This is a genomic window from Anaerovorax sp. IOR16 (assembly GCF_017168145.1).
In the GTDB taxonomy this organism is placed as follows: Bacteria; Bacillota; Clostridia; order Peptostreptococcales; family Anaerovoracaceae; genus IOR16.
In genome coordinates, this window is sequence record NZ_JADQTL010000012.1 from 189,624 (window position 1) to 213,256 (window position 23,633).

Sequence of the window (23,633 nt, forward strand, 5' to 3'; positions counted from 1 at the left end):
TCCTTTCCGTTTTATTTACTTACTCATATTTTTAGATTTTTCCGCACAGATATGCACCGCTTCCATGACAGAAGATCGAAATCTACTTTTTTCAAGCGAACGAACCGCTTCAATCGTTGTTCCAGCCGGAGAACAAACTTGATCCTTTAATTCTCCCGGATGAAGTCCTGTTTCCAGAACCATCTTAGCTGCACCCAAAACGGCTTGTGCCGCAAATTGATAAGCTTGTTTTCTTTGCATACCCTCTGCAACTGCTCCATCTGCCAAGGCTTCTATAAACATGTAAGCGTAAGCAGGGCTGCTTCCACTCACACCAACGACAGCATCAATTAAGCTTTCACTTATTTCTTGCACCATACCTATACTAGAAAACAATTCCAAAACTTTTGTAAACGCTTCTTCGCAAACCGCTTTATTACGGCTAACAGAGGCCATCCCCTCACCAACTAGAGATGGAGTATTCGGCATAACACGGATGACGCCAACACCACGCAGCATAAAACCTTCCAGATAGGAGATTGAGACACCTGCCGCAATCGAAACTAAAGTTTTTTGCGTTGTTATAGCTGCTGCCACCTGAGGCATTACTTGTTCAAATGTATTTGGTTTTACTGCTAATACCACAATATCCGAGTTATCTACCAACTCTTTAATGCTTTTGGTATTATGAATACCTAATTCCTCTTGCAGCGTTTGTGCTTTTTCCACATGATGATTGTAGACATAAATAAAATCTGCTTTTTTTGGATTCGCTGTTAGATACCCTTTTATAATTGCACATCCCATATTTCCCGTTCCAATAAAACCGATTTTCATAATTCCACCTCCATCAACTCTATATCACTCTAGATTTTTCCGTTATCTTATTGGCCTTCTATGCTTTTCCAAAGAAAACCGTTCCTTTTTCAGCATCATCTGCAATTTTTCTTAAAATATCCATTTTCTTACCATTTGCAAGAATCATTGGAATGCCATAGGCATTTACTCTTCTTGCTGCCTCTATCTTAGTTAAGATACCGCCTGTTCCAAATTGATTGGTTCCTCTGGTGTCAATTTCTTGCAGTAACCCATCTATATCATAGATTTCTTCTATTAATTCTGCCTTTGGATGATCCTTTGGATTTTTTTCATAAACACCATCAATATCACTAAATAAAATCAAAAGATCTGCATTCCATAAATTAGCTGTTAAAGCGCTGAGTGTATCATTATCTCCAATCTTAATTTCATCTACACTCACACTGTCATTTTCATTCACAATCGGAACAACGCCCTCATCAACTAAGGTAAAGAGCGTGTTACGAATGTGTAAATTTCTTTTTGGATCTGCAAAATCATCTCTAGTAAGCAAAAGCTGCCCTACATGAATCCCATACTCTTTGAAAAACTCCTTATATGCCATCATCAGTTCTACTTGTCCAATTGCACATAATGCTTGTTTATAATTAATGTCACCCTTTCGGCTCCATTTATTGATGGCTCCGACACCACAGATTCCAGCACCCGATGATACTAAAATTACTTGTTTCCCTTTTTGAATCAATTCATTAATTTGCTCTACAATGTTATGCAAAGTCTTACGATTGACCTCACCGTTTTCATCCGATAGAGTATTGCTACCTAATTTTATTACAATTTTTCGGCTGTCTTCAATTAACTCCCCTATGGTACTCATTGCTTCTTACTGCTACCTTTCTATTGATTTTCAATCGCTTTTACTATTTATACACGAAGCTCTACCGCTTCACCCAAACACTCTTTTTCTTCTTTAAAAATAGGATCTAAATATTCCTTTACAAACTCTTCGGTTTGCTGTGGCGATCTTCCGATATAATCCTCCGGTGTTAAAAGTGTTTCTACATCCTCTAAGGTTAATCCAAATGCTGGGTCCTCTGCAATTCGTCTTAACAAATCATTATCAAGACCTTCATCTTTTACACGACTCCCGGCTGCCATAGAATGTTCTCGAATTCTTTCATGCAGTTCCTGACGATCTCCGCCCTTTTTTACAGCTTCCATTAGAATATTTTCCGTTGCCATAAATGGAATTTCGCTGAGTATACGTTGACGAATCACCTTATCATGTACAACCAGTCCGGTTGAGATGTTTGTGCAAATATCTAAAATAGCATCGCATGCCATAAAACTTTCTGGAATAGCCATACGGCGATTTGCAGAATCATCCAAGGTTCTTTCAAACCATTGAGTACTAGCTGTATCTGCCGGATTCTGTGCCATATTCATTACATAACGAGCTAAGGAAGCGGCACGTTCACTTCGCATTGGGTTTCGTTTATATGCCATTGCAGAAGATCCGATTTGATTTTTTTCAAACGGCTCCTCCACTTCTTTTAAATGCTGAAGTAGACGAATATCATTTGTCATCTTATGCACACTCTGTGCAACACCGGAAAGGACAGAAAGAACACGATAATCAATTTTTCTTGTGTAAGTTTGACCAGATACGGCTACCACTTTTGAAAATCCCATTTTTTCTACTACCATACAATCCAGCTTCTTTACCTTGTCCATATCAGCATCAAACAAATCAACAAAGCTAGCTTGGGTTCCGGTCGTTCCCTTTACACCTAACAATGGAATTTCATCAATTAAACGAGTTACCTCTAGGTAGTCATAATAAAAATCCTGCATCCATAAAGTTGCACGCTTTCCAACTGTAGTTAATTGGGCAGCCTGAAAATGTGTAAAGCCAAGAGTAGGCATATCTTTATATTCCAATGCGAACTGGCTCAGTCTATAAAGCAAATTGATCAACTTTTTGCGAATTAATTTTAAACCTTCCTTCATTACAATGATATCGGTATTATCCCCAACATAAGCACTGGTTGCGCCCAAATGGATGATTGGACGTGCTTTTGGACATTGGAGACCAAACGCATAAACATGAGACATAACGTCATGACGTGTCTCTTTTTCTCTCTTAATAGCATCTTCATAATTGATATCATGCTCAAAGGCTTTCATTTCATCAATTTGTTCTTGATTGATTGGCAGTCCTAATTCCATTTCAGCCTCTGCCAAAGCAATCCATAGGCTTCTCCATGTAGAAAATTTCACATCGGAAGAAAAAATATGGGACATTTCTTTGCTCGTATATCGAACGATTAACGGATTTTCATAACGATCTGTACTCATACTTACACTCCTTATCTATAAAACACTTGTGATTACTTATTTATATAACCTAAATAATATACTACATTTTCCTTCGTTTTTCAATTGCTTTCCATGGATAAAAGAATTTTAAGAATCAATAAAGAAATATACTATTGAGTAGAAAAAATATTATTTTGGCAAAAATTATAAAAAAATGTCTAATAATGTGTTAGAATATAAAAAATATTCTAATAAAAGCAACATCCGATAAAATAAAATACGTTGAAAGGAAGGTTCCCTATGAAAACAATAAAAAAGAGTATCCTCATAAAAATCTTAGTCAGTACCGTTATCCCAGTTGTTTTATCACTTTCCATTTTACTTGTTCTAGTACTAACCTTAGTAAAAAATGAAGTAACCGTGCTTACAACTAATTCCATAACAGCAAATTCAAAACAAGCCGCTTATCAAGTCAGTGAATTCTTTACACAATATATAAAGATAACTGAATCATTAGCAGCCGATCCCGATATGGAAATGTATTTTAAAGAGGTAAAAGCAGGCATGCACTTTGACGATGCTAATGGAGCAAAAAATGTTGAGAAAAGCTTGAGTCAAATTGCTGCACTAGATAGTGAAAATGTCATTGCCAGCTGGATTGCTGATTTTGATTCTAGTCAGTTAATTGTTTCGGATGGTTATACAAGTGGTGATGACTGGATCATTACGACTAGAGATTGGTACATAAGAATAATAAATGAAAAGCAAGCAATTCTAACGAGCCCATATGTAGACACTGCTACCCAGCAACTTATTGTCAGTGCAATTGCTCCTGTATATGATCATGCAACAAACCAAATGATTGGTGCCGTTGGTTTGGATTTAACATTAGAAAACTTAATTCATATTATGGAAAACTATAAACTCGGAGAAGATGGTTTTTTCACATTCGTATCTGCTGATGGAACCGTCATTTTTGACCGTAATGAAGAGTACATTATGAAAAATATAATGGGAATCGGCTTATCAAAAGAAATTATTAATTATTATAACAATCAGGAAGAAGGCTACACTCCTTATTCTCGCAGTGGTGCAGAGGTTTACGGATACTACAGTCAAATTGGAAATACCGGATGGAGTGTACTTTCTTCGATTTCAAAAGCAGAATACTATCACACGTACAATAATTTAATGAAACTTTTAATCTTGATTTGTACTATTATCATGCTTGTTTTAATTGGAATCATTGTTTTAATCTCCAGAAGTATCGTAAAGCCATTAAAACAGCTCTCTAACGTTGCAAATCAAATTGCAGACGGTGATTTGGACATTCAGATGAAATTCACCTCAAATGATGAAACTGGACAAGTTGCTTCATCAATTGAACGAACCGTAGTAAGACTAAAGGACTATGTAAAATACATTGATGAAGTTTCTGAGGTTTTAAATCAAATAGCTATGGGAAATATGGTATTTGATTTAAAGCATGATTATGTAGGTGAGTTCGCTAAAATTAAGACTTCATTGTTAAATATTCAAAAAACCTTTACGCAGACACTTACAAACATCTCCATATCGGCGGATCAGGTTGCAAGCGGCTCTGACCAGGTTGCAAGCGGTGCTCAAGCATTGTCACAAGGTGCTACTGAACAAGCCAGCTCCATTGAAGAACTGTCTGCAACTATCAATGAAATTTCTCAACATATTAAAAACAATGCAGAGAATGCAAATCATGTAAGAACTGTCTCAAATGAAAATACGGAACAAGTTCTAGATGCCAATCTCCAAATGAAAAATATGGTCTCTGCTATGAATGAAATTCGCAGTGCTTCAAATGAAATTGGAAAAATTATTAAAACAATTGATGACATTGCATTCCAGACTAATATTCTTGCTTTAAATGCCGCCGTTGAAGCTGCAAGAGCCGGTGCCGCAGGGAAAGGCTTTGCTGTCGTAGCCGATGAAGTTCGTAACCTTGCAGGAAAAAGCGCCGAAGCTGCCAAAAATACAACAACACTCATTGAAAGTGCGATACATTCCGTAGAAAAAGGAACACAAATTGTAGATCAAACAGCAGATGCTCTTGAAAAGATTGTTGAAGGTGGTCAACAAACCTCTCAACTCATAAACGAAATTTCTGAAGCTACCAACGAACAATCTTCCTCTATGAATCAAGTAACCTTAGGTATGGATCAAATTTCTTCCGTCGTTCAAACGAACTCTGCAACCGCTGAAGAAAGTGCTGCAGCAAGTGAAGAACTGTCCGGTCAATCACAGTTATTAAAAGAGCTTGTAGCACAGTTCCACCTTGCTCATGATACGGATTATATTAGTACTTCTTCTGATTTTGATCAACTTGAACAAACAGAACAAAACACTAACATTGATATGGATGATCGATCTGAAAGCAATGAAATAAATTCAAAATATTAATTCATGATTTGCTTATTCAATGAAAATATAATTACTTATAAAGTAAAAGCCATGCAAACAATCATTTGCATGGCTTCTTTCATTATACAGTTAAGAAATTATTTCTTTAAATATTTGAATATCATCGTTGCCGCTTCGGCTCTTGTTGCATTTGCTTTTGGTGCAAATTCGTAACTGCCGTCCTCTTGCTTAATTCCACTGATGATTCCGCCCTTCTGCATCATAGAAACTGCATCTTTTGCATAAGTAGCAATCTTTGCATCGTCTGCAAAACTTATGCTCTGATTCTTTTCTGCAATCGTCTTCTTTTCTGCCTTTTGAATGTAGTTTTGAATCATCACTGCCATATCTTGACGAGTAATTTTTGCATTCGGCATAAAGCTTATGCTGTTGTCTGCCATCTTTGTTCCTTTTACTATGTCATTTGCATAAGCCCATGCAACTGCCTTTGCATACCAGTCAGTATTTTTTACATCAGAGAAGATCTTTGAGGCTTCGTTTGCATCTACCTTTACAGATTTTTCCGTAATTGCGCTGCCGCTTGCTCCTGCCTGGCTCTTTGCCATCCCGTAAAGAATCTGAGTAAATTCTGCTCTTGTAATGTTTGCATTTGGACTAAAGGTATCCTTTGTGGTTCCGCTCACAATTCCCTTTTCAACTAAGTAGGTAATCGAATCATAATACCACTGACCTTTTTTCACATCATTGAATCCATTGTCCCCATCCGTTGCGATATCCTTTCCTACCACAAAGCAGGATAAGTGATTGATCTCAAACGTCACAAGCTTAGTTTTTTCATCGTATTTACTTGTCAGCTTTGTCAATTTTCCTTGATCATCCAAATACCATGCAGCTATTTGATTTGCGTTTTCCCCGCTTTTTAAAGTATATGGAAGCAAAATACTTAACTTTTGGCTGCCAAAGGTTTTAATTTTTTTCTCACCGGAAAGAATGGATACATCATAAACCAGATTCTCTCCAACTGCTTTTTTCTGAGCCTCGGTTAAGGTTTTTGCACTTGCACTATTTTTATCGATTCTTGCGATTTGGAAGCTTATCTCTTTTCCTTCTGCCGCTTTCTGAACTTCCTTTAATGTCTTATTTTCTACATGAATCGTTCCAATCGAAGTAATCACAAGCACTTCAACCTCTTCCTTTGCCAATTCTTCCATCGAGGATACCGGCACGGTCGTTTCCACGATCGATGCATTGCTGTCACTCTTAACATTAAGCAGGATTTGTGGCTTCACGTTTTTCTTTCCATCTTTTTCAGCTTTCTTAACAGCTTCCAAAGCCTTATCTAATGCTGCTTTTAAATCTTTTGAAGTAATCGTTACGGTAGCTTTTCCGGTGCTGTCTGTTTTTGCTTTGGCATCAATCCTAACTTCAACTTCACTGTTTGTTTCCTCTGGTTTGTTTGGCCATTTCTCTGAACCCTCTTCCTGTTTATAGTCATCCGTATAATGCCATACCAGTCGATCTCCGTTGGTCAACTTATCCTCGAGAAGTCCGCCGGAAGGATGCTTTTCATTAATCGTATACATCCAACCACTGTTTTTACCGTTATCAAATTCTCCCAGCCAACCGTCCGGTCCTTTTATTTTTTTAACGTAACCACCTTTTGCTCCCTCTTGATCTAATCCATATTCCTGCAATCCTCGCATAAAGACCTTATATACGGTTACCGAATCCCCATTATATATATATTTTGTTTTCGGTATCCACTCTTCAAAATCATTTGGATTTTTTTCATATACATATTTTTTACCGCTTTCTCCATGCTTTGGCACACCCAGTAGGGTAAAGTATACTTTAATCTGCTTCTCTCCCGGATTCGATCCTCCGCCTGATGATAGTTTGTCAATCATATCCTTTGCGTCATTGTAACGGTCCATAACTGAGCTTCCTGCCCAATCAAGTAAAGCTTTTTGTTCCGCATTTAATAAATTGTACGCTTTTGTAACTGCTTCTACCTTATCTTTATCCTGTAAAGTAATGACATCTGCGTCCGGCAAAGAAAGCATCTTAGAAAATACTTCAGCAGTCTTCTCCGTACCCTCTAACCTAAGGATTACCCTTCGTACATTTCCATATTTTTCTAGTGTTTGTTCTCCAACAAATGATTCCCAATAATCACCAAATGGTTTTTTCCATTTTTCATAAAAATCAATGCATTCTTTGACTTTTATTTTGTCTTCTAATGTAAGTGTTTCATCATTTGGAAATGCTTTGATCATTTCTTGAAATTCTACATATGGCATTCCATATTTCACTTTAGCAGTCATTGAAGTATCAATAGCAGCCATCGCTTCGTATAAATCGTAATAGACTTTTCCAAGACCAATGATTTTTCCTGTTTCAACCGTCTTTGCTTCTTCTTTCGCATTTGATATTGCGGTTTGCAACGTTTGCATCTGCTGTTCGGTTCCGTTTTTCATACCTTCCGCTTTTACTACCAATTGATCAAATTTATCTCGGGTTAGCGCACAACGATCCCATACGCTTCCGCCATTGATGAGGTCACCCATAGCAATGATAATGTCTTTCCATAGACCCACGCTTCTATCCTCATTAGCGCTATATGAGAATAACCCATCCGCATTCATATGGCGATCGCGGGTTGTTGTTAACGGTGTATATAAAGTCTCCGCATCCGTTACGGCAAAGTGCTTTTCCGGATCCACTCCGGCTGTGGCAAGTGCAGAAATAATACAGCCCATAGTATTCACATTCGGCGTTCCACCTTTCTGATAATAGAACTGTCCTGCAAACTGCCCCTTTCGAATTAGACGTTCTTGCAATTTATCCGCATAATACGCCATATCCTCATCTTCCACGATGCCATGGAGTGCAGCAATGCACCAAGAACGCATATCTGGATCATAAGTAGGACTTACCGCATTTGTCTTCAATTCTTCAACAAATTGGCTGCAGTCAATACCGACCGCCTTAGCCGCCATCACATACCAAATGTTGCAGGCGAATGGTCCTCCCCCATTATCAATCATTTCCTGTACATAATTATGTCCTTTGAAGTTGTAAGGATTTTCTCCTTGAAGAACAAGCTGTAAAATGACTGCGGCATAATCGGTCGTCTGATTGTAAGTATGCTTTGTGACATCGAATACACGCCCGCCATCCATGGATTCACCCGTGCTTGATGCCATAAATACCGCCCAATAAGAGGCAGCAAAATTACTAATTCCTTCTTTTCTTTCTTCCTCTTTCACTCTACGATAGCCATGTAAGAGCTGCTCTGCTAGCTCCTTTGTTGATGGCTCGATTCCAAAATACGGTATCGTTTTATCTTCTTCCATTCGAAGAAAGAAATAATCTTGTTTTGTCACACCGTCCGGAGCAGTTACCTCAAGTCGCACTGAATATTTTGGCATCACCATACTCACATGAAAACTACCATTCGCCGCTACTTCTACGTTCTTTTCACCAATTGCCATACTACTTCCGATTGGCAGCTTTCCAGAAAATGCGATTTCTTCTGCATCATTCTTAGGAATGAATTTATAATTATTTTTTTTGCCCGAAAAAGCTACTCCAGGTTCGAGATCGGCACCGGCTATAATAAAATCAGAAATCGCAGTGCTGTCATCAGCATGTACCAGCTTTATGGTATGTATCGTCTTTGTTTTACCGTCTGCTGCGGTAATCTCTACCTGAAAGGATTCAATCGGCGTCCCATCCAACTCTAGTATATAAATCGGATTAAAAATTCCGATTCTTTTTTTAAAAATTATATCATATTGGGAATCTAAATTTCCCATAAGGTAAGAGCCTTCCGGTATCTTAATGGTATACGTTGCTCCAGGATCCTTTGTACGAATTCCCACATAAAGCAGTGCATCCTTAGCTTCTTTATAGTTGTTAGCCGAAGTTTCTGAAGATGGCATCACTTTCGGCAAAGTAATCTGATGGGTGTTTTCCCCAATATTCAGCTTTGTTTTGTATAATGTTGCCTCCTTCACCATGGACACTAAAGTTGCATCCAAATAATCCAAAGAGGTATCCGTTCCATGCAAAGGTGGTACCTCTTCTCCCTCCCAATGGAATAAAAATACATAAGATTTAAATTGAAGACCATCTCTCCAGTTTACATAGACTCCGGAATTAATCGTTTCTCCTATTTGAAAATTTTTATTAGCAGATACAGACATCAAAGAAGCATTACACCGCACTTCTAACACATTTAAGCCTTTTTTCAAAGAAAATTCAGGACTCATTCGATTGCTGCTTCGTTTGCTGCTGCTGGTATCAAAATAACCAATCAGTTCGCCATTTAAAGACACACGATTATCACTTAGAGCATCTTCATAGCTCGCATATTGTTCAAGCGGATTGTCTTTAAATGGCGTAGTTGAGTATACCTGTATCCCCATTGTTTTTGCCGAAGACGGTACCGTGATTTCACGGATTTGAGAATGACCTTTCGATATCTCCAGTTCTTTTGCTTTGAACTGAAGCATCTGTTCCTCTGTGCTTCCATCGTAAAATCCAATCTCAGATCCAGATAACATTTGCCCTTGATTTAAAGTTCCATAAATCAAATAATAGTCTTTTATGGCTCCGTTATCGTTTATTTTTATCGTCGCATAGCAATTTCCATAGGTATGATCCAACTCGTCATCGTATTCTCTTATAATTTTGAACGATCTTCCCTTCTCTGTGGGATCTCCGCGAGTCACATCATACTTAACATCCGATACGTTGGATTCAATTGCAATCTCTGCAGAAGGAGATAGCAAATATCCCTCCATCACTTCTTTTTCTTTTTTTTTGCCCCTTTTTTGTATGATTGGTCTTTGTGCTACGATAATATTATCATAACCTTCCAGTTTTTTCGGATAGGAGCCTTGTGCATTCGTAGCGTCAACAAATTGACCGTTCGTATTGATTGCCCCATATGTAGTGATTTCAAAAGGTAAATCCTGCGATTGCTCATTTAAAGCAGCAGGCAAAAGCTCCTCTTTCAATTCTTTCTCTATCTCCCCAGAAGCTGCTTGTGTGGTAATCTCTTCGGGCTCTACCCCATCCTCCGAAGGAACCGGTGCTTCAACCTCCTTTACATCCTCTGTTATATTCTCTATTTTCGGCTCGCTCAAGTCTTCGATGCTTTCACCGAAGGAATTGAACGGAAGCAGTGTACATGTCATCATCACTGCCATAAACAGTCCCAGACATTGTTTTCTTATTTTCATAGCTTATCCTCATCTCACACCTGCCCATATTTTTACAGGTTTTTGCAGTAATTGTTTATTTATTAACTGTTTTTGATTTTCTGCTTTTTAAAATATGTAAAAAATTTTAAGCAGGGGGAAAATCCCCCTGCAAGACTATAAAATTCGATTTTATTTACCAGGTAAATTCCAAATGTTCAAAACTCAAGTTCAATAAATTATTATTTACAGTAGCTCCATTCTGTACGGTAGTTTCACTCACAATTTTCTGACTGAGATATTCGCTTGGATAATTGTTTGTGGACAATGGTCTGCCAGATTGTGCACCAAGATAATACATCCAAGATTCCCCATCATAAGAGTTTGGTGTCGGATAGCTGTCACGGTTTGTGTAAGTTACTCCATTGTAAGTAATGGAGGTGATGGCTTTTCCAATTTCGCCCGTCGGCTGCCAAGTATTTGGATCTAAAATTTGAACATCCTTCCACGTAATGGCAAGATTAGTATTATTCGTATCTTCCTGCACCAAAGCGTCATAAAGCGTAGCTGTACTGGAAACGCCTGAAATAGTAATTGGTGATGAGGTAAGATTCGTTCTACTCCAATCACCAAATTCATCTTGTTCCATAGCCTCCAAGTTCAACGTTACCGTTGTTTGTGTTGCAAATGCCATACTGGTCATGGCAAAGACCATAATCATTGCTAATACAACGACTGTAATTTTTCTCCCAATAAGTTGCTTGTTCATAATTTTTCCTCCTTTGTTTGTCTGTATGAACAGACAATAGCGCTAAAATATACTTGCAAAATTACAAGTATGCTTCATCACTTCCTGCTTACGCAGGACTAACCCCCTTTCCAATTGATCTATATAAAAAAATCAATTGCAAAATTTAGATAAAAAAAACTGTGGCTAAAAGCCACAGTCCGTTTTCACTGTTCTTATACATATCTCTCTTCTTTCATGTATCCCTTCAAGAAAAGAATCTTACAGGTCATTTACCTCGTGACCGTTTGTACTTTATATCCATGTAGGTCTTCTGACTTACGAATCTACATTCCTAACCGCCTTCCCAAAGGTTTTTATCACTTCAGTGGCAATTGCTTTTCGCAAAAATATTGGTTAAGAACTCCTCGCTTACAGCGGCGGGTCCGTGCCGGATTCTCACCGGCTTCCCTCTTAGCTACCGATTTTCATCGGTAGACATAGATACTTATTGAATTGTAAGTCAAAATTTGTCATAATTTGTCGAAAATATTATATTGTCATAACATTCATTATATTGTGTTTTTATATTAACAATTTCCATTTTACTTTTCAAGTACTTTTTTTCTTATATAAAATTATTTTACGATACATACATAGTTTTTCTTACATAAATCGGATTTGATACTTCTTGAACCTTTTCTTTGAAAGAACCTCCTGCCTGCATTAATTCAAAGCATTCTGTCGGCTTCATAAAAGGACGCATTGTTTCAGCAATTTTCGGAAACAATACTTTCTTATCGCCATAAAAATCTATCAATAATAACCAATGTTTTTCAGATTGTGATTGCCCTTGAGCCTTCAACAACCAAGCAGCATGTACCTCCAGATGCATTTCAAAAAATTTTTTTAATTCTCTCAATAATCCTTTTGGTATCTCAGTTGGCTGCCACAGCTGTACATTTCCTTCATGATGCTCCTTATTGACCGTCATACCTTCAATTTGCTCATCCACTGCATAAATCAACGCTTGGGTAATAATAATATTTTCTTTAAAAGGATTTATCACAATTCCTTTGAGTATTTCTGCGTCATCAATTATCATATGTTTTAGATAATCATAAGAAAGATATTTAATTTCATAGGTCGAAAAAAATTCGCACACATCCTTTTTTTCGAAAAAAGCGGGAAGATAATAATCGCCGTTGGGCGATGTAAGTATATTATATTTTTCTTTTATATCTTTTTCATTATTTGCTTTATGAACTGGTACCCAGAACATAGATTGTTTTAATATTTTAAAAAAATTTTCTTCATTCATTGCATTCGTATTTTTCTGCAGTTCATTTAGCGCTTTTAAAAAATTACTCTTTCTTTCTAAACTCATTTTTTCTCCCTTTCTACAAAACAAAAAAGACTATGGCGAAAACCACAGTCCGTTTTTACTGTTTTTACAAAATTATAAATTTAATAAAACCAATCGTTTTAAATTAAAACTACCTACGTCATTTACCTCGTGACTGGTTGTTACTTTATTCATGCAGGTCTTCTGACTTGTCTCTCATCATCCTTTCCGGCCTTCCCAAATGCTTGTTTTGCATTCAGTGGTAATTTGCACTTAACAAATTATCGAACAAGAACTCCTGACTTACAGCGGCGGGTCCGTGCTGGATTTTCACCAGCTTCCCTCTTAGCTGCCAACGATTGATGGCAGACATGAATAATATTTAATTTCATCATATTTCATATTTTGAATCAATCTTAACAGTTTTAAATTTAGATTGCAAGAAAAATTTCTAAATATTCGATCTGTTACTACAAGTAAAAAAGAACCTAATTATTTTGATATTACCAAAATAAAATGGGTTCTTTTTTACTTATTTTTACTTATCTCTTAAAACTTGTACGCTAATTTAAATTATCTACATGAGCACAGTTTTCGGATTCATAATATTATTAGGGTCAAATACCTTTTTTATGCCCTGCATCAACTCCAACTCTACCGGAGATTTTTGTAAGGTAAGATCCTTTGTTCTGATTTTTCCAATCCCGTGTTCACCAGTAATCGTTCCCCCATAAGAAAAACAAATGTCATACATCTTTTGCTTTAACTCAGATGCATACGAAGGAACCGTTCCGTCTTCCAAATATAAAATATCATTGTGCACATTTCCATCTGCAATATGAGCTATGACATTAGTATTGGTATCATATTCTCTAACCAGCATTTTTAAATCTTTAATAAATGCCGGAACTTCTGATACCGGTACTGCCATATCAAAGGAATCACAAATCGTTTCTTTGATATATTCATAATGCTGGCTGCGAATCAGCAGTAATTCCTGCTGCTCTTTTGCCTTTCCTGCATATAAAGTCTCATACGAATGATTCTTCTCACAAATTTCATTGATTTCCTTACAAGCTTCATATAGTTGTCTTTCATTCTTCTCAGAAAGAATGATTAATAAATCTGCATTTCCTTTTTTTGCCTGCCATTCAAGCCCAAGCATTTCCGCAGTCCCAACAAATAAATGTTTATCCATATATTCCACTGCAAGCGGAAGATTGCCATTCTTTAAAATATCCATAACTGCCTGACATGCATCTTCAAAGTTTTCAAATGGTGCCACTATGGTAGCGGAATAGAAATCTTTCGGATAGATTTTCAATACAATCTTTGTGATAACAGCGAGTGTTCCTTCACTTCCTAATAAAAGCTGCATTAAATTATATCCGGCATTGTTTTTCACAAGCTTTCCGCCAAGCTCTAAAATCTCACCGTTTGGAAGTACTGCTTCTACACCCATAATGTGTTTTCTCATCACGCCATGACGAACGGCTCTGGCTCCACCTGCGTTTGTTACAGCCATACCTCCCATTTGGGCACCTTCATCTCCGGGATGTACCGGAAAACTTAAATCATTTGACTTTTCCAATTCTTCCAGTAAATCCATCAACGTTACGCCCGCCTCCAGCACGGCAACCATATTTTTTCGATCAATTTCCAAAATACCATTCATTCGTTCCATAGATAAAACAAAGCTTTCTTCTACTGGTGTGCATCCTCCGCAAAGTCCGGTTGCACCACCACGTATAACCACAGGTATCTTGTTTTCATTTGCCAGTTTCATAATTTGGGATACATCTTGTGTGTTTTTTGGCTTAATTACAATGGAATCTATATTTGCTTTTGGTCGATACGCTTCTTCAACTTCATCATAAAGATAAGATGCGGTTTGATCTTTATTTGTTAAAACATAATCACTTCCGACAATCGTTTTTAAAGCTTTTATAATATTTTCTTTCATTTTACCGCATCCTCCTTTCTTAATTGACGAGTGAACTGCGGAATCACTTCATACAAATCTCCTACATATCCATAATCTGCAATCTGGAAGATTGGTGCCGACGGGTCGCTATTCACTGCAATAATTACTTGTGAATCTTTCATACCAGCTAAATGCTGTGGTGCTCCTGAAATACCGCAAGCAATATATACCTTCGGTTTTACTCGGTTTCCACTGTAACCCACTTGTGCAGAACTTTCAGCCATTCCAGCATCGACTAACGCTCTTGACACTCCAACTTTTCCGCCTAAAACTTTTGCAAGTTCCTCCAACATTGCTAAATCTTCTTTTCTACGAATGCCACGACCTCCGGCAACAATGACTTCTGCTTCGGTAATATCAAAATCATCCAATGCAATCATTTCATCCACTGTACTTTTTGAAGTCTGTTTGAAATAAGGTTTCACGAAGATAATATTTTCTAGATTTTTTAAGTCTCTCTTTGCTTCTGCAAATTCTTTATAACGAACCGTTGCCATCTGCGGATTTTTCACCGTTTTAATATGTGCAAACAAATGGTCACTGAAAGCAGGACGAATTTGGATTAAACGCCCTTCATCGTTAATTTGCAAATCGGTACAATCTGCCGTCAATCCGGTACATAATGCGGCTGCAATTCGGGGAGCCAAAGAACGGCCAAAATTCGTTGCCCCAATCAATACAATTTCCGGCTCCTTTTCTTCAATGAAAGCGACAATATTTTTTTTATACGTATACTCTTCTAAAGTAGAAAATATGGAATCCTTCATATAATAAACGGTCTGTGCACCTCTATAGTTCAACTCTTCTGCAGGGATTCCGTCTCCTCCTAAAAGAAGACAGTCTAATGGCATGTTTCTTTGTTCCGCCAACTCTCTGCCTTTGTTTAACAACTCATAACTGACTTTATGAATCTCGCCGTTACTTTGCTCTGCAATGACAAGAATGCCTCTCTGTTTCTTATTATCCATACCCTTACACAATCCCTTTCTCCGTTAAAACATCGGTTACCGACTGTAAGAAGGCAGTAAAATCTTCACGAAAGACTTGATTATTCTTTTTTACTTCTTTCGGAATTTCTATCTTCGAAACTTTAGTTGGTGATCCTTTAAAACCACATTCCTCTTCGGACATAAATCCATTCAAATCTTGCAGGGTAATTGTCTCCACTTGTATTGTAAGTGATTCTAATTTTCGATTCACTGTCGGAAGCTTTGGACGACTGATATTTTTGGTTACCCCAATCAGCGCAGGAAGCTTCATTGTTCTAACTTGTCGATCACCGCCAATATTTTCAATTGTGACTTGAACCGAATCATGATCCAAATTACGAATTTCCTCTACATAGTAAGCATGTGGAATATCTAAAAACTCTGCAACTTCTGCACCAACCTGAGCCGTATCACCATCAACGGATTTCTCTCCACATAGAATCAAATCGAAATTTCCAATTTTTCTTATTGCAGCTGCTAACGTTTTTGCTGTTGCACAGGTATCCGAACCACCAAATTTTCGATCTGTCAACAATACGCCCTTGTCGGCACCTCTTGCATAAGCATCACGCAGGGTTTTTTCTGCTCTCTGTGGTCCCATTGTCATTACTGTTACGGTCACATTCTTTTGTTCTTTTTCTTTTTGATCAACCGCAGCTTGTAAAGCATTTTCATCAAATGGATTGATTTCAGCTTCTGCAGAAGAACGATCTACAACTCCCTTTTCCTGGTCAAACTTTACCTTTTCCATATCAGGGACTTCTTTTACTAAAACAAGTATGTTCATGATACTCCCCTCGTTTTTCTTGCATACTTAGATTTCAACTTATTCTCTGGTCTTACCACTTAAATCATACACCATTTATCTAAAAGGTGCAATTACTATTTTAATTTTCTGATATTTTTTTAATTTGCAGTTTTCCTTTTTTTCCTATAAAATAAAGAAAGAGCAAATGACAAAATAAAAATATACAAATATACTATGTGCATTTTTATGTATTTAAGGAGTGAATTCCATGTTTATGGCAATTGAAAATAAAAAAATTTCTCAAATCGTCATTGAGCAGATCCAAGAAATGATTATGCGTGGCGAATTAAAAGACGGAGATCAACTTCCACCGGAACGTATTATGACGGAGCAATTTCAAATTGGCCGTCCCGCATTGCGAGAAGCTCTAAAAGCCTTAGAAGTGTTGGGACTTGTTGAACGCCGACATGGTTTAGGAAACTACATTGTTAATAATGTTGAGTCGAACTTCTTTAAACCCCTTTCGCTTTCCTTTAAATTAAATAATGGAAATGTACAGGAAATTCTTCAGTTGCGTTATCTTATAGAAACATTTACTGTTCGAGAAGCTGCAAAATTAGCTACTTTCGATGACATTGCTTATTTAAATAAAAAACAAAAGGAAATGATGAAAGCAAAAACACCAGATGAAAAATCACAATGTGATAAGGATATACATTTTAAAATTGCACATATCTGCAATAATAGCCTGATTTTAGCAACCTTTGAAAATGCATCTTACCTTTTAGAAAATTTTATAGATCAAGCAGTACATTTATCCTATTTTGCAGAAGAAGACTCTGTCGAGCGCATTTACGAAGAACACAAAGATATTATTGATGCCATTGAAAAGAAGGATGCAGATTTGGCAGCTTCTTTCATCAATATACATCTAAACAATATTCGCCCAGATCTCCTTCATGGAATTTAGATTACTAAAAATTCTTTATTATCCCCTACATCATTTAGGGGATTTTTTTTTATAACATATCGCTATTTCCATTTCTTTAAAAAACAAACTGCTACAAATCCAAAGACAAAGGGTGGTCTGTCTTAGGTAACTTGCAGCAGTTTATTCTATGAGAAACTAAATATTAGTAAAATCTTTTTCCCAACTTCTATTTCATTAAAATGGTAAAAAAACCTTTGTGAGTAAGACGATAATCGGAATTGCAATGATTGTCTTCTCTAAGAAAATAATAATTAAATCAGTAATTTTAACCGGCATTTTGGATGCGAGCATAATCGATCCAACCTCACTCATATAAATGATCTGTACTAATGACAAAATACCGATGATAAACCTTGTTTCAATAGACGGTATATTCGAGCAGATTACGGCAGGAATAAACATATCCGCAAATCCAACAACCGTTCCCGGTGCAGCTGCGAAAGCATCCTCTACACCTAGTAATTGTAAGTAATAACCAAACGGCATAGAAATCCAGTCAAATACCGGTGTATAAGTAGAAAGTACCAATGCCAATGTACCTACACACATAGTAACCGGTACAAGAGTGAATATAATCCCTAAGAACATATCAATGCCCTTATAGATTAATTGTCCGAAGTTAGGACCTTTTTCAGCTTTGGTTACCGCTTGTAAATAAGCCCAACGAGTTTTACTGATGCCCTTAGGCTCAACTTCATTAATTTGCTTGCCGGTTAGGGCATAATACTCATCCGGATATTTTTTCGACAAAGGCCAAATACGTGCCATAATGACAACACTGATAATACCTGTAAACGTTAAAATTAGATAGAATGGAATAAAATATTGTTCAACTCCCATCATCGCTGCGATAACTAAACAGAATGGTAAGGATACAGCAGAAAAACAAGTTGCAATTAATACGGATTCTCTTGCAGTATAATAACCTTGTTCATATTGTGTACTTGTTAAAACAACACCTACATTACAGTTACCAACCCAAGATGCACAAAGGTCAACAGCGGCTCTTCCAGGCAAACGGAACAAAGGCCAAAGTAAATTACGAATTAAAGTACCTGTATAATCCATGATTCCGTAATCCATAAGCAGCGGAATTAAGAAAGATGCTGCAAAGAACCAAGCAATCAAGGTTGACATTAAACTCATCATTGTGCCACCTGTGTCTCCGGAATAAATCCATTCCGGACCTACTTGGAAAAATACTAAGGTAGCAATGATAGCACCAATGATACGAATTACAAGATAAATTGGCGAAGTCACAAATAGTTTTGATAGCATTTTCCCATCTATGATTGCCTTTGGTTTAAATAAAGTAGTAATTAAAGACATAATTGCTGAAATAACAACGATTCCAAGAATCGCTTGTGGTGCCCATGGTTTAATAAAAGCCGCTACCCATTCGGAAATAACGCCAAGTGGGATGTTCATATTTCCGTTTACCCAAATTGGGCAAAGAAATAAGAATACACCAATAACAGAAGGAATAATAAATTTTGCTTTTTGTTTTCCGGTAGGATTTTGAATTAATCCACTCAATGTTTGATCTTGTTCTGTTTCAACGCCGACTACTTTTGTCTGCTCTTCCATATTATTGTCCTCCTTTACTTTTTAAAAATTGATACTTTTTCCAAACGGTCAAAAGCTTCTTTGAGAGTGTCTATACCAACTGTACAAGCCAGTCTAATATAACCTTCTCCACACTCCCCAAATGCAATTCCCGGAATGGTTAAAACATGTGCTTCCCGAAGAATACAATCACTTGCATCAATAGAATTTAAGCCTGTTTCTTTAATATTTACAAATAAGTAGAAAGTACCTCTAGGTGGATAAATCACTGACATATGAGGAATGGCATTGATTCGTTCCGCTGCGTAAAACATGCGTTTTCTATATTCTTCAATCATAGGCGGCTGTATATTTTTCCGATTTTGCAGTGCATGAATTGCAGCTCTTTGAGAAATTGATGGTGCTGTGAATACTACATTCTCATTAATCATTTGAATTGTTTGAATGATGTATTCCGGAGCAATAATGTTTCCGATTCTCCAACCTGTCATTGTGAAGTTTTTTGAGAAACTATTAATAATAATCGTTCTCTCTTTCATGCCTTCTAAAGCAGCAATTGGTATAAACGGATGTTGATAACTAAATGAAGTATAAATATCATCTGCTATCACAATTAAATCATGCTTCTTTGCAATCTCAGCGATTTTCTTCATGGTTTCTAACGTTAGACAACTTCCAGTCGGATTACTTGGTGTATTTATTACTAAAGCCTTGGTTCGTTCATTAATTAATCCTTCCAAACGATCGATATTAATTTGAAAATCTTCATCCTCATAAGTTGCAAGCTCTACTGGAATACCTCGTGCAAGCTCTACTTGCTGTGGGTATGGTGTGAAAAATGGTGCCTGTAAAATAACTTCATCCCCATCATCCAGAATTGCTTCCAATGCCAAATACATTGCAAGACACCCGCTGGTTGCAACAAAGACCTCTTCATCCAGAATCTCCATATTATATTCTTCTTTATAATACTTAATGATTTCTTGACGCAGCTCTGGATCCCCTCGGAAATCAGTATACTTCGTATGCCCATTCAGAGCATCTTGAAATGCATTATTGATAATGATTTCTTCCGTAATTAAATCCGGATCACCTAAGCTAAGATTAATGACATCATTAAAGCCCTTTGCGAGCTCATCCACCTTTCCCATAGGTGTTGATTTGTCTTTCCAGTACCGTTTTGAAATAAATCTGTGTTTCAAAACATTCACCTCCGTCCTTCCTTAAACTGATAGGTGGTAAGACCTCACATACAGTTAACCACATTTTTTATTTTTTTACAATAGCTTTTATCAGAATTGTTAAATTATTTTAACTTTGGTAAAACAGACATGGCACTCGGTAGGATATAAATCCGCTTGTCCTTCTTATTTACCGTTTTTTCTATATAAGAAATCGCTTCAGAAATTTCACGAAACAACTGAATGCCACATTGATTCAATTCGGATTTTGGCTCGTAATCCGATACCATAATAAGATTATATTTTTCTGCCAGTTCACAAAGCAAATATCCTGAAAATGCTTCAGGTAAAAAATCCTTTCTTAGAAATGTTTCTCGTTGTAAATTTTCTTGAAAATCTGTAATAATAGACACAGACTCCTCTGTTCCCATGTTATTTGCACACCGCGCAATCACCAAGACAGTTCCGTTTTCTTTTACGGCTTCAACGGACGCAGAAAACGCTTTCGACGCCTGATAAAGATCTAGGTCCTTTGGAAATCCACCGCAACCGGCGATTACTACATCTGATTTCTCCTCAATGAGTACTGCACCAACCTCGTCCAAATATTTAGTCCCCATTAAGAACGCCTCTTGAGCATCTCCGGCGACAGCCTTATAATAATTTCCATTACTATCTAAAATTACATTAAAAAGAAAATCCGGTTTTATCATGGCACAAGCATCTATCATATCTTCATGCATTGGATTTCTTTCTAAATTTCCCATACGACATTCCGGATTCAATCCGCTTCCCACATTTTTTCCAAATACACGGCTATGATTTGCAGCTACAGACTCATACCCTGCAATTCCGGGTAAAATGGATTTTCTGCCTCCACCATAGCCAGCCATATCATGATAGGTAATCCCTCCGGTTAAAATCAAACGATCACATTCTACAGCTCTTCGATTGACTGCAACCTCCGTTCCATTTCGAGTGATTCCCAATGTCATTAAATCCTCTTTATTATGGCAATCATGATCAACCACACAAAATCGTTTTTTTAATTCCTCACCTAATAGCAACGCATGCTCTTCTTCTGTTTGAGCAGCATGTGCGCCTGTAGCACATAAAAATGTGATATCTTCATCCAAAATCCCGGCTGAATTTAGTTCCTTTATAATTTCAGGCAAAAATAAATCCATACGTTGATAATATCTGGAAATATCCGAAATAATAATGCAAATGCGTTCTCCTTTTTTTACAATTTGAGAGAGCCGAGAACTTCCAATCGGATGATCTAATGCATCTTGAATGATTTCCTTTGCACTTCTTTTAGATGTCTTTTTATTTTCTAATATTCTATATTCCTCAAAAACATCCAAAGATAATTCTTTGTATCCTTTACCATATTTCAGTGACAATGTAGCCATTAAGTGTTTTCACCTCCAGTAAAATTGAGATTCATTTAGACAACAACTTCCGTGGTAAGACCAATTGCGGATAATTATACCATATCTTTGCTTTATTTTTAAATATTTTTTATTATCAAAATTTTTTAATATCATCCAAAAACAACCCTCATTAAAATAACGTTATAAAAAACAAAAAGCCTATTCCGCTAATTTTTTTAACAGTAGACTTTTTTATTTGGTCGATATTGGGAATGGTTTCCTAAATAATGAAAAACCCATGGACAAGACCCCTATTCTTGTCCATGGGTTACGTTGAATTTTTTATCTAGGCTCAATAATCAATTTGATTGCGGTTCGCTCTTCACCATCAATAAGAATATCTGTAAACGCCGGAATGCATACAAGATCAATTCCACTTGGCGCTACAAATCCTCTTGCAATGGCAACTGCTTTTACCGCTTGATTCAATGCACCTGCTCCGATTGCTTGAATCTCAGCCCCTCCTTTTTCTCTCAAAACCCCTGCCAGAGCCCCTGCTACCGAGTTAGGATTTGACTTCGCTGATACTTTTAATACTTCCATTATTGTTTCCTCCCTAAAATGCTTCTTTTGAATTCCCTTTTGATTGGATTTCATTTAATACTTTCATTGTATATATTCGCTTCCAATCCTTGGATTCCTTTAAATTTTAATAAAAACTCTTCGACAGAAAACTTCCAAAAAAATATTTTTTTTATAATTTTTTGTCGAACACTTGCATTTTTAATCGTAATTGTTTATAATATGGACGTGGTTATCCCCCTGATAACCTCATTAATCTCTAATCCCAATACCCCTTTTGAACAAAACAAACTGCTCCCCTGCAGTTTGTTTTGTTTTTTGTGACTTTTTAATACGAATTAATATGAAAAATAATGATTGAATAATTATTATTTTATAAAAGATTAAATGCTATACTGAGAAATAGGCGGTGATACTATGTCTTGTAAAACGAATACAAATCAAAATAATAAATATATATCAAAACCCTGGGCTCTATACACTCAGGATTTGTCATTAGGCTTTTTTGATATTGAAACAACAGGACTTTCACCAAAACAAGATTCTTTTATTTTAGGAGGATTACTTAGTCAAAATAATGATTCAATGCCTTTTAAAATCACACAATATTTTGCAGAAACACCATTTGAAGAAGCAAACCAGCTGGAGCAATACCTTGCAGATCTCTCAAAGCAAGATATTTGGATTTCCTATAATGGTGACTCCTTTGATCTTTCTTTTCTTGCAAAAAGAATGAAGCAACTGGGTCTTAGCGAAATACTCCCTTTTCATTATTCCTTTGATCTTTATCGTATTTTGCGGCAGTTTTCTTCCATTGGTGAATTACTTCCTAATTTAAAACAAAAAACAGTGGAATCATTTTTGGGCATTGAAAATAATCGTACGGATCAAATCTCAGGAAAGGAAAGCACTCTATTATACGAACGTTATCAAAAAGAGCCATTAGAAGAAATCAAACATACTATTTTACTTCACAATCAGGATGACGTAATACAATTATCTGCTTTGCTTAAAATTTTAGATAAACTAAATCTACACCAAATTATGTTCCAGCGAGGTTTCTTATGCACTCACAAAGAAAGAAAAGTTAAAATTGAGCACATTTACTTTGATAAAAACTTTCTTTTTATTAACGGTAAGAGCAATAATATTTTGCTTCCTTATCAAAGCTACGAAATGACACATCAAATGAAATTAGATTCCAAAATGCAAACGTTTGAATTAAAAGTTCCTTATATATCAGAAAATAATTTTACATATATTGATCTGGAATCTTTTAATATGGATTTTTCACCACTTCAAAAGTACAATGGTTATCAAAGTGGTTATTTAATACTTCATGACGGAAGCATTCCTAACTATTTAGAAATAAACCATGCTCTAAAAATTATATTAAAAGAAATATTAAAACAGTTCTAATTGAATC

Annotated in this window: 16 protein-coding genes and 2 riboswitches; of the genes, 3 read left to right on the forward strand and 13 right to left on the reverse strand. The window is 36.5% G+C overall.

The features are described from left to right. Positions 1–15 precede the first annotated feature (15 nt). The 3 genes from proC to purB are packed head-to-tail and all read right to left on the reverse strand — an operon-like array spanning position 16 to position 3,156. Entirely contained in the window at positions 16–816 is an 801-nt protein-coding gene (gene proC / locus I2490_RS16325) for a pyrroline-5-carboxylate reductase (RefSeq protein WP_206460811.1), read from the reverse strand. A 58-nt stretch (positions 817–874) separates the two neighbouring features. After that, entirely contained in the window at positions 875–1,675 is an 801-nt protein-coding gene (proB, locus tag I2490_RS16330; RefSeq protein WP_206460812.1) for a glutamate 5-kinase, read from the reverse strand. A 47-nt stretch (positions 1,676–1,722) separates the two neighbouring features. Then, entirely contained in the window at positions 1,723–3,156 is a 1,434-nt protein-coding gene (purB, locus tag I2490_RS16335) for an adenylosuccinate lyase (RefSeq protein WP_206460813.1), read from the reverse strand. 261 nt (positions 3,157–3,417) lie between these two features. On the opposite strand from purB, the gene I2490_RS16340 reads away from it, so the two are divergent. Further along, positions 3,418–5,550, forward strand: a complete 2,133-nt coding sequence (locus I2490_RS16340; RefSeq protein WP_206460814.1) for a methyl-accepting chemotaxis protein — start codon at positions 3,418–3,420, stop codon at positions 5,548–5,550. A 98-nt stretch (positions 5,551–5,648) separates the two neighbouring features. Here the strand turns inward: I2490_RS16340 and I2490_RS16345 are convergent, their stop codons facing one another. From I2490_RS16345 to I2490_RS16370, 6 genes are all read right to left on the reverse strand, one after another. After that, a complete protein-coding gene (locus I2490_RS16345; protein WP_206460815.1) occupies positions 5,649–10,760 on the reverse strand; it encodes an S-layer homology domain-containing protein in 5,112 nt (1,703 codons plus the stop codon). A gap of 154 nt (positions 10,761–10,914) precedes the next feature. Further along, a complete protein-coding gene (locus I2490_RS16350; protein WP_206460816.1) occupies positions 10,915–11,487 on the reverse strand; it encodes a hypothetical protein in 573 nt (190 codons plus the stop codon). A 265-nt stretch (positions 11,488–11,752) separates the two neighbouring features. Continuing rightward, a riboswitch (cobalamin riboswitch) is annotated at positions 11,753–11,964 on the reverse strand. 124 nt (positions 11,965–12,088) lie between these two features. After that, positions 12,089–12,832, reverse strand: coding sequence for an enhanced serine sensitivity protein SseB C-terminal domain-containing protein (locus tag I2490_RS16355; protein WP_206460817.1), 744 nt, complete (start codon positions 12,830–12,832; stop codon positions 12,089–12,091). A 135-nt stretch (positions 12,833–12,967) separates the two neighbouring features. Next, positions 12,968–13,180: riboswitch (cobalamin riboswitch) on the reverse strand. Between the two features lie 187 nt (positions 13,181–13,367). Continuing rightward, entirely contained in the window at positions 13,368–14,753 is a 1,386-nt protein-coding gene (locus I2490_RS16360; RefSeq protein WP_206460818.1) for an FAD-binding oxidoreductase, read from the reverse strand. Continuing rightward, entirely contained in the window at positions 14,750–15,742 is a 993-nt protein-coding gene (locus I2490_RS16365; RefSeq protein ID WP_206460819.1) for an electron transfer flavoprotein subunit alpha/FixB family protein, read from the reverse strand. The genes I2490_RS16360 and I2490_RS16365 overlap by 4 nt, the downstream gene beginning before the upstream one ends. Positions 15,743–15,746: 4 nt before the next feature. After that, complete coding sequence (locus I2490_RS16370) at positions 15,747–16,550, reverse strand: electron transfer flavoprotein subunit beta/FixA family protein (protein ID WP_206460820.1); 804 nt, start codon at positions 16,548–16,550, stop codon at positions 15,747–15,749. 229 nt (positions 16,551–16,779) lie between these two features. Between I2490_RS16370 and I2490_RS16375 the strand changes: the two genes are divergently transcribed. After that, positions 16,780–17,481: a FadR/GntR family transcriptional regulator gene (locus tag I2490_RS16375; RefSeq protein ID WP_206460821.1), complete on the forward strand. Its 702-nt coding sequence runs from the start codon at positions 16,780–16,782 to the stop codon at positions 17,479–17,481. Positions 17,482–17,676: 195 nt separating this feature from the next. Here the strand turns inward: I2490_RS16375 and I2490_RS16380 are convergent, their stop codons facing one another. The 4 genes from I2490_RS16380 to I2490_RS16395 form a co-directional block, all read right to left on the reverse strand. Next, positions 17,677–19,089 carry a YjiH family protein gene (locus I2490_RS16380; RefSeq protein WP_206460822.1) on the reverse strand — a complete coding sequence of 471 codons (1,413 nt, stop codon included), beginning with the start codon at positions 19,087–19,089 and terminating at the stop codon, positions 17,677–17,679. Positions 19,090–19,103: 14 nt separating this feature from the next. Continuing rightward, a complete protein-coding gene (locus I2490_RS16385; RefSeq protein WP_206460823.1) occupies positions 19,104–20,270 on the reverse strand; it encodes a pyridoxal phosphate-dependent aminotransferase in 1,167 nt (388 codons plus the stop codon). A 104-nt stretch (positions 20,271–20,374) separates the two neighbouring features. Next, complete coding sequence (gene larA / locus I2490_RS16390) at positions 20,375–21,664, reverse strand: nickel-dependent lactate racemase (RefSeq protein WP_206460824.1); 1,290 nt, start codon at positions 21,662–21,664, stop codon at positions 20,375–20,377. A 303-nt stretch (positions 21,665–21,967) separates the two neighbouring features. Continuing rightward, positions 21,968–22,228 (reverse strand): stage V sporulation protein S, encoded by a 261-nt coding sequence (locus tag I2490_RS16395; RefSeq protein ID WP_206460825.1) that lies wholly within the window; start codon positions 22,226–22,228, stop codon positions 21,968–21,970. A gap of 396 nt (positions 22,229–22,624) precedes the next feature. On the opposite strand from I2490_RS16395, the gene I2490_RS16400 reads away from it, so the two are divergent. Then, on the forward strand, positions 22,625–23,626 hold the full coding sequence (locus I2490_RS16400) for a ribonuclease H-like domain-containing protein (RefSeq protein ID WP_206460826.1): 1,002 nt from the start codon (positions 22,625–22,627) through the stop codon (positions 23,624–23,626). The last annotated feature ends 7 nt before the right edge of the window (positions 23,627–23,633 follow it).

Bases quoted from the DNA above. Each gene is read 5' to 3' on its own strand.
- I2490_RS16360 (WP_206460818.1), bottom strand. From the start codon at position 14,753: ATGAAAGAAAATATTATAAAAGCTTTAAAAACGATTGTCGGAAGTGAT.
- I2490_RS16395 (WP_206460825.1), bottom strand. From the start codon at position 22,228: ATGGAAGTATTAAAAGTATCAGCGAAGTCAAATCCTAACTCGGTAGCA.
- purB (WP_206460813.1), bottom strand. From the start codon at position 3,156: ATGAGTACAGATCGTTATGAAAATCCGTTAATCGTTCGATATACGAGC.
- I2490_RS16375 (WP_206460821.1), top strand. From the start codon at position 16,780: ATGTTTATGGCAATTGAAAATAAAAAAATTTCTCAAATCGTCATTGAG.
- I2490_RS16370 (WP_206460820.1), bottom strand. From the start codon at position 16,550: ATGAACATACTTGTTTTAGTAAAAGAAGTCCCTGATATGGAAAAGGTA.
- I2490_RS16355 (WP_206460817.1), bottom strand. From the start codon at position 12,832: ATGAGTTTAGAAAGAAAGAGTAATTTTTTAAAAGCGCTAAATGAACTG.
- I2490_RS16345 (WP_206460815.1), bottom strand. From the start codon at position 10,760: ATGAAAATAAGAAAACAATGTCTGGGACTGTTTATGGCAGTGATGATG.
- proB (WP_206460812.1), bottom strand. From the start codon at position 1,675: ATGAGTACCATAGGGGAGTTAATTGAAGACAGCCGAAAAATTGTAATA.
- proC (WP_206460811.1), bottom strand. From the start codon at position 816: ATGAAAATCGGTTTTATTGGAACGGGAAATATGGGATGTGCAATTATA.
- I2490_RS16340 (WP_206460814.1), top strand. From the start codon at position 3,418: ATGAAAACAATAAAAAAGAGTATCCTCATAAAAATCTTAGTCAGTACC.
- I2490_RS16380 (WP_206460822.1), bottom strand. From the start codon at position 19,089: ATGGAAGAGCAGACAAAAGTAGTCGGCGTTGAAACAGAACAAGATCAA.
- I2490_RS16400 (WP_206460826.1), top strand. From the start codon at position 22,625: ATGTCTTGTAAAACGAATACAAATCAAAATAATAAATATATATCAAAA.
- I2490_RS16365 (WP_206460819.1), bottom strand. From the start codon at position 15,742: ATGGATAATAAGAAACAGAGAGGCATTCTTGTCATTGCAGAGCAAAGT.
- I2490_RS16350 (WP_206460816.1), bottom strand. From the start codon at position 11,487: ATGAACAAGCAACTTATTGGGAGAAAAATTACAGTCGTTGTATTAGCA.
- larA (WP_206460824.1), bottom strand. From the start codon at position 21,664: ATGGCTACATTGTCACTGAAATATGGTAAAGGATACAAAGAATTATCT.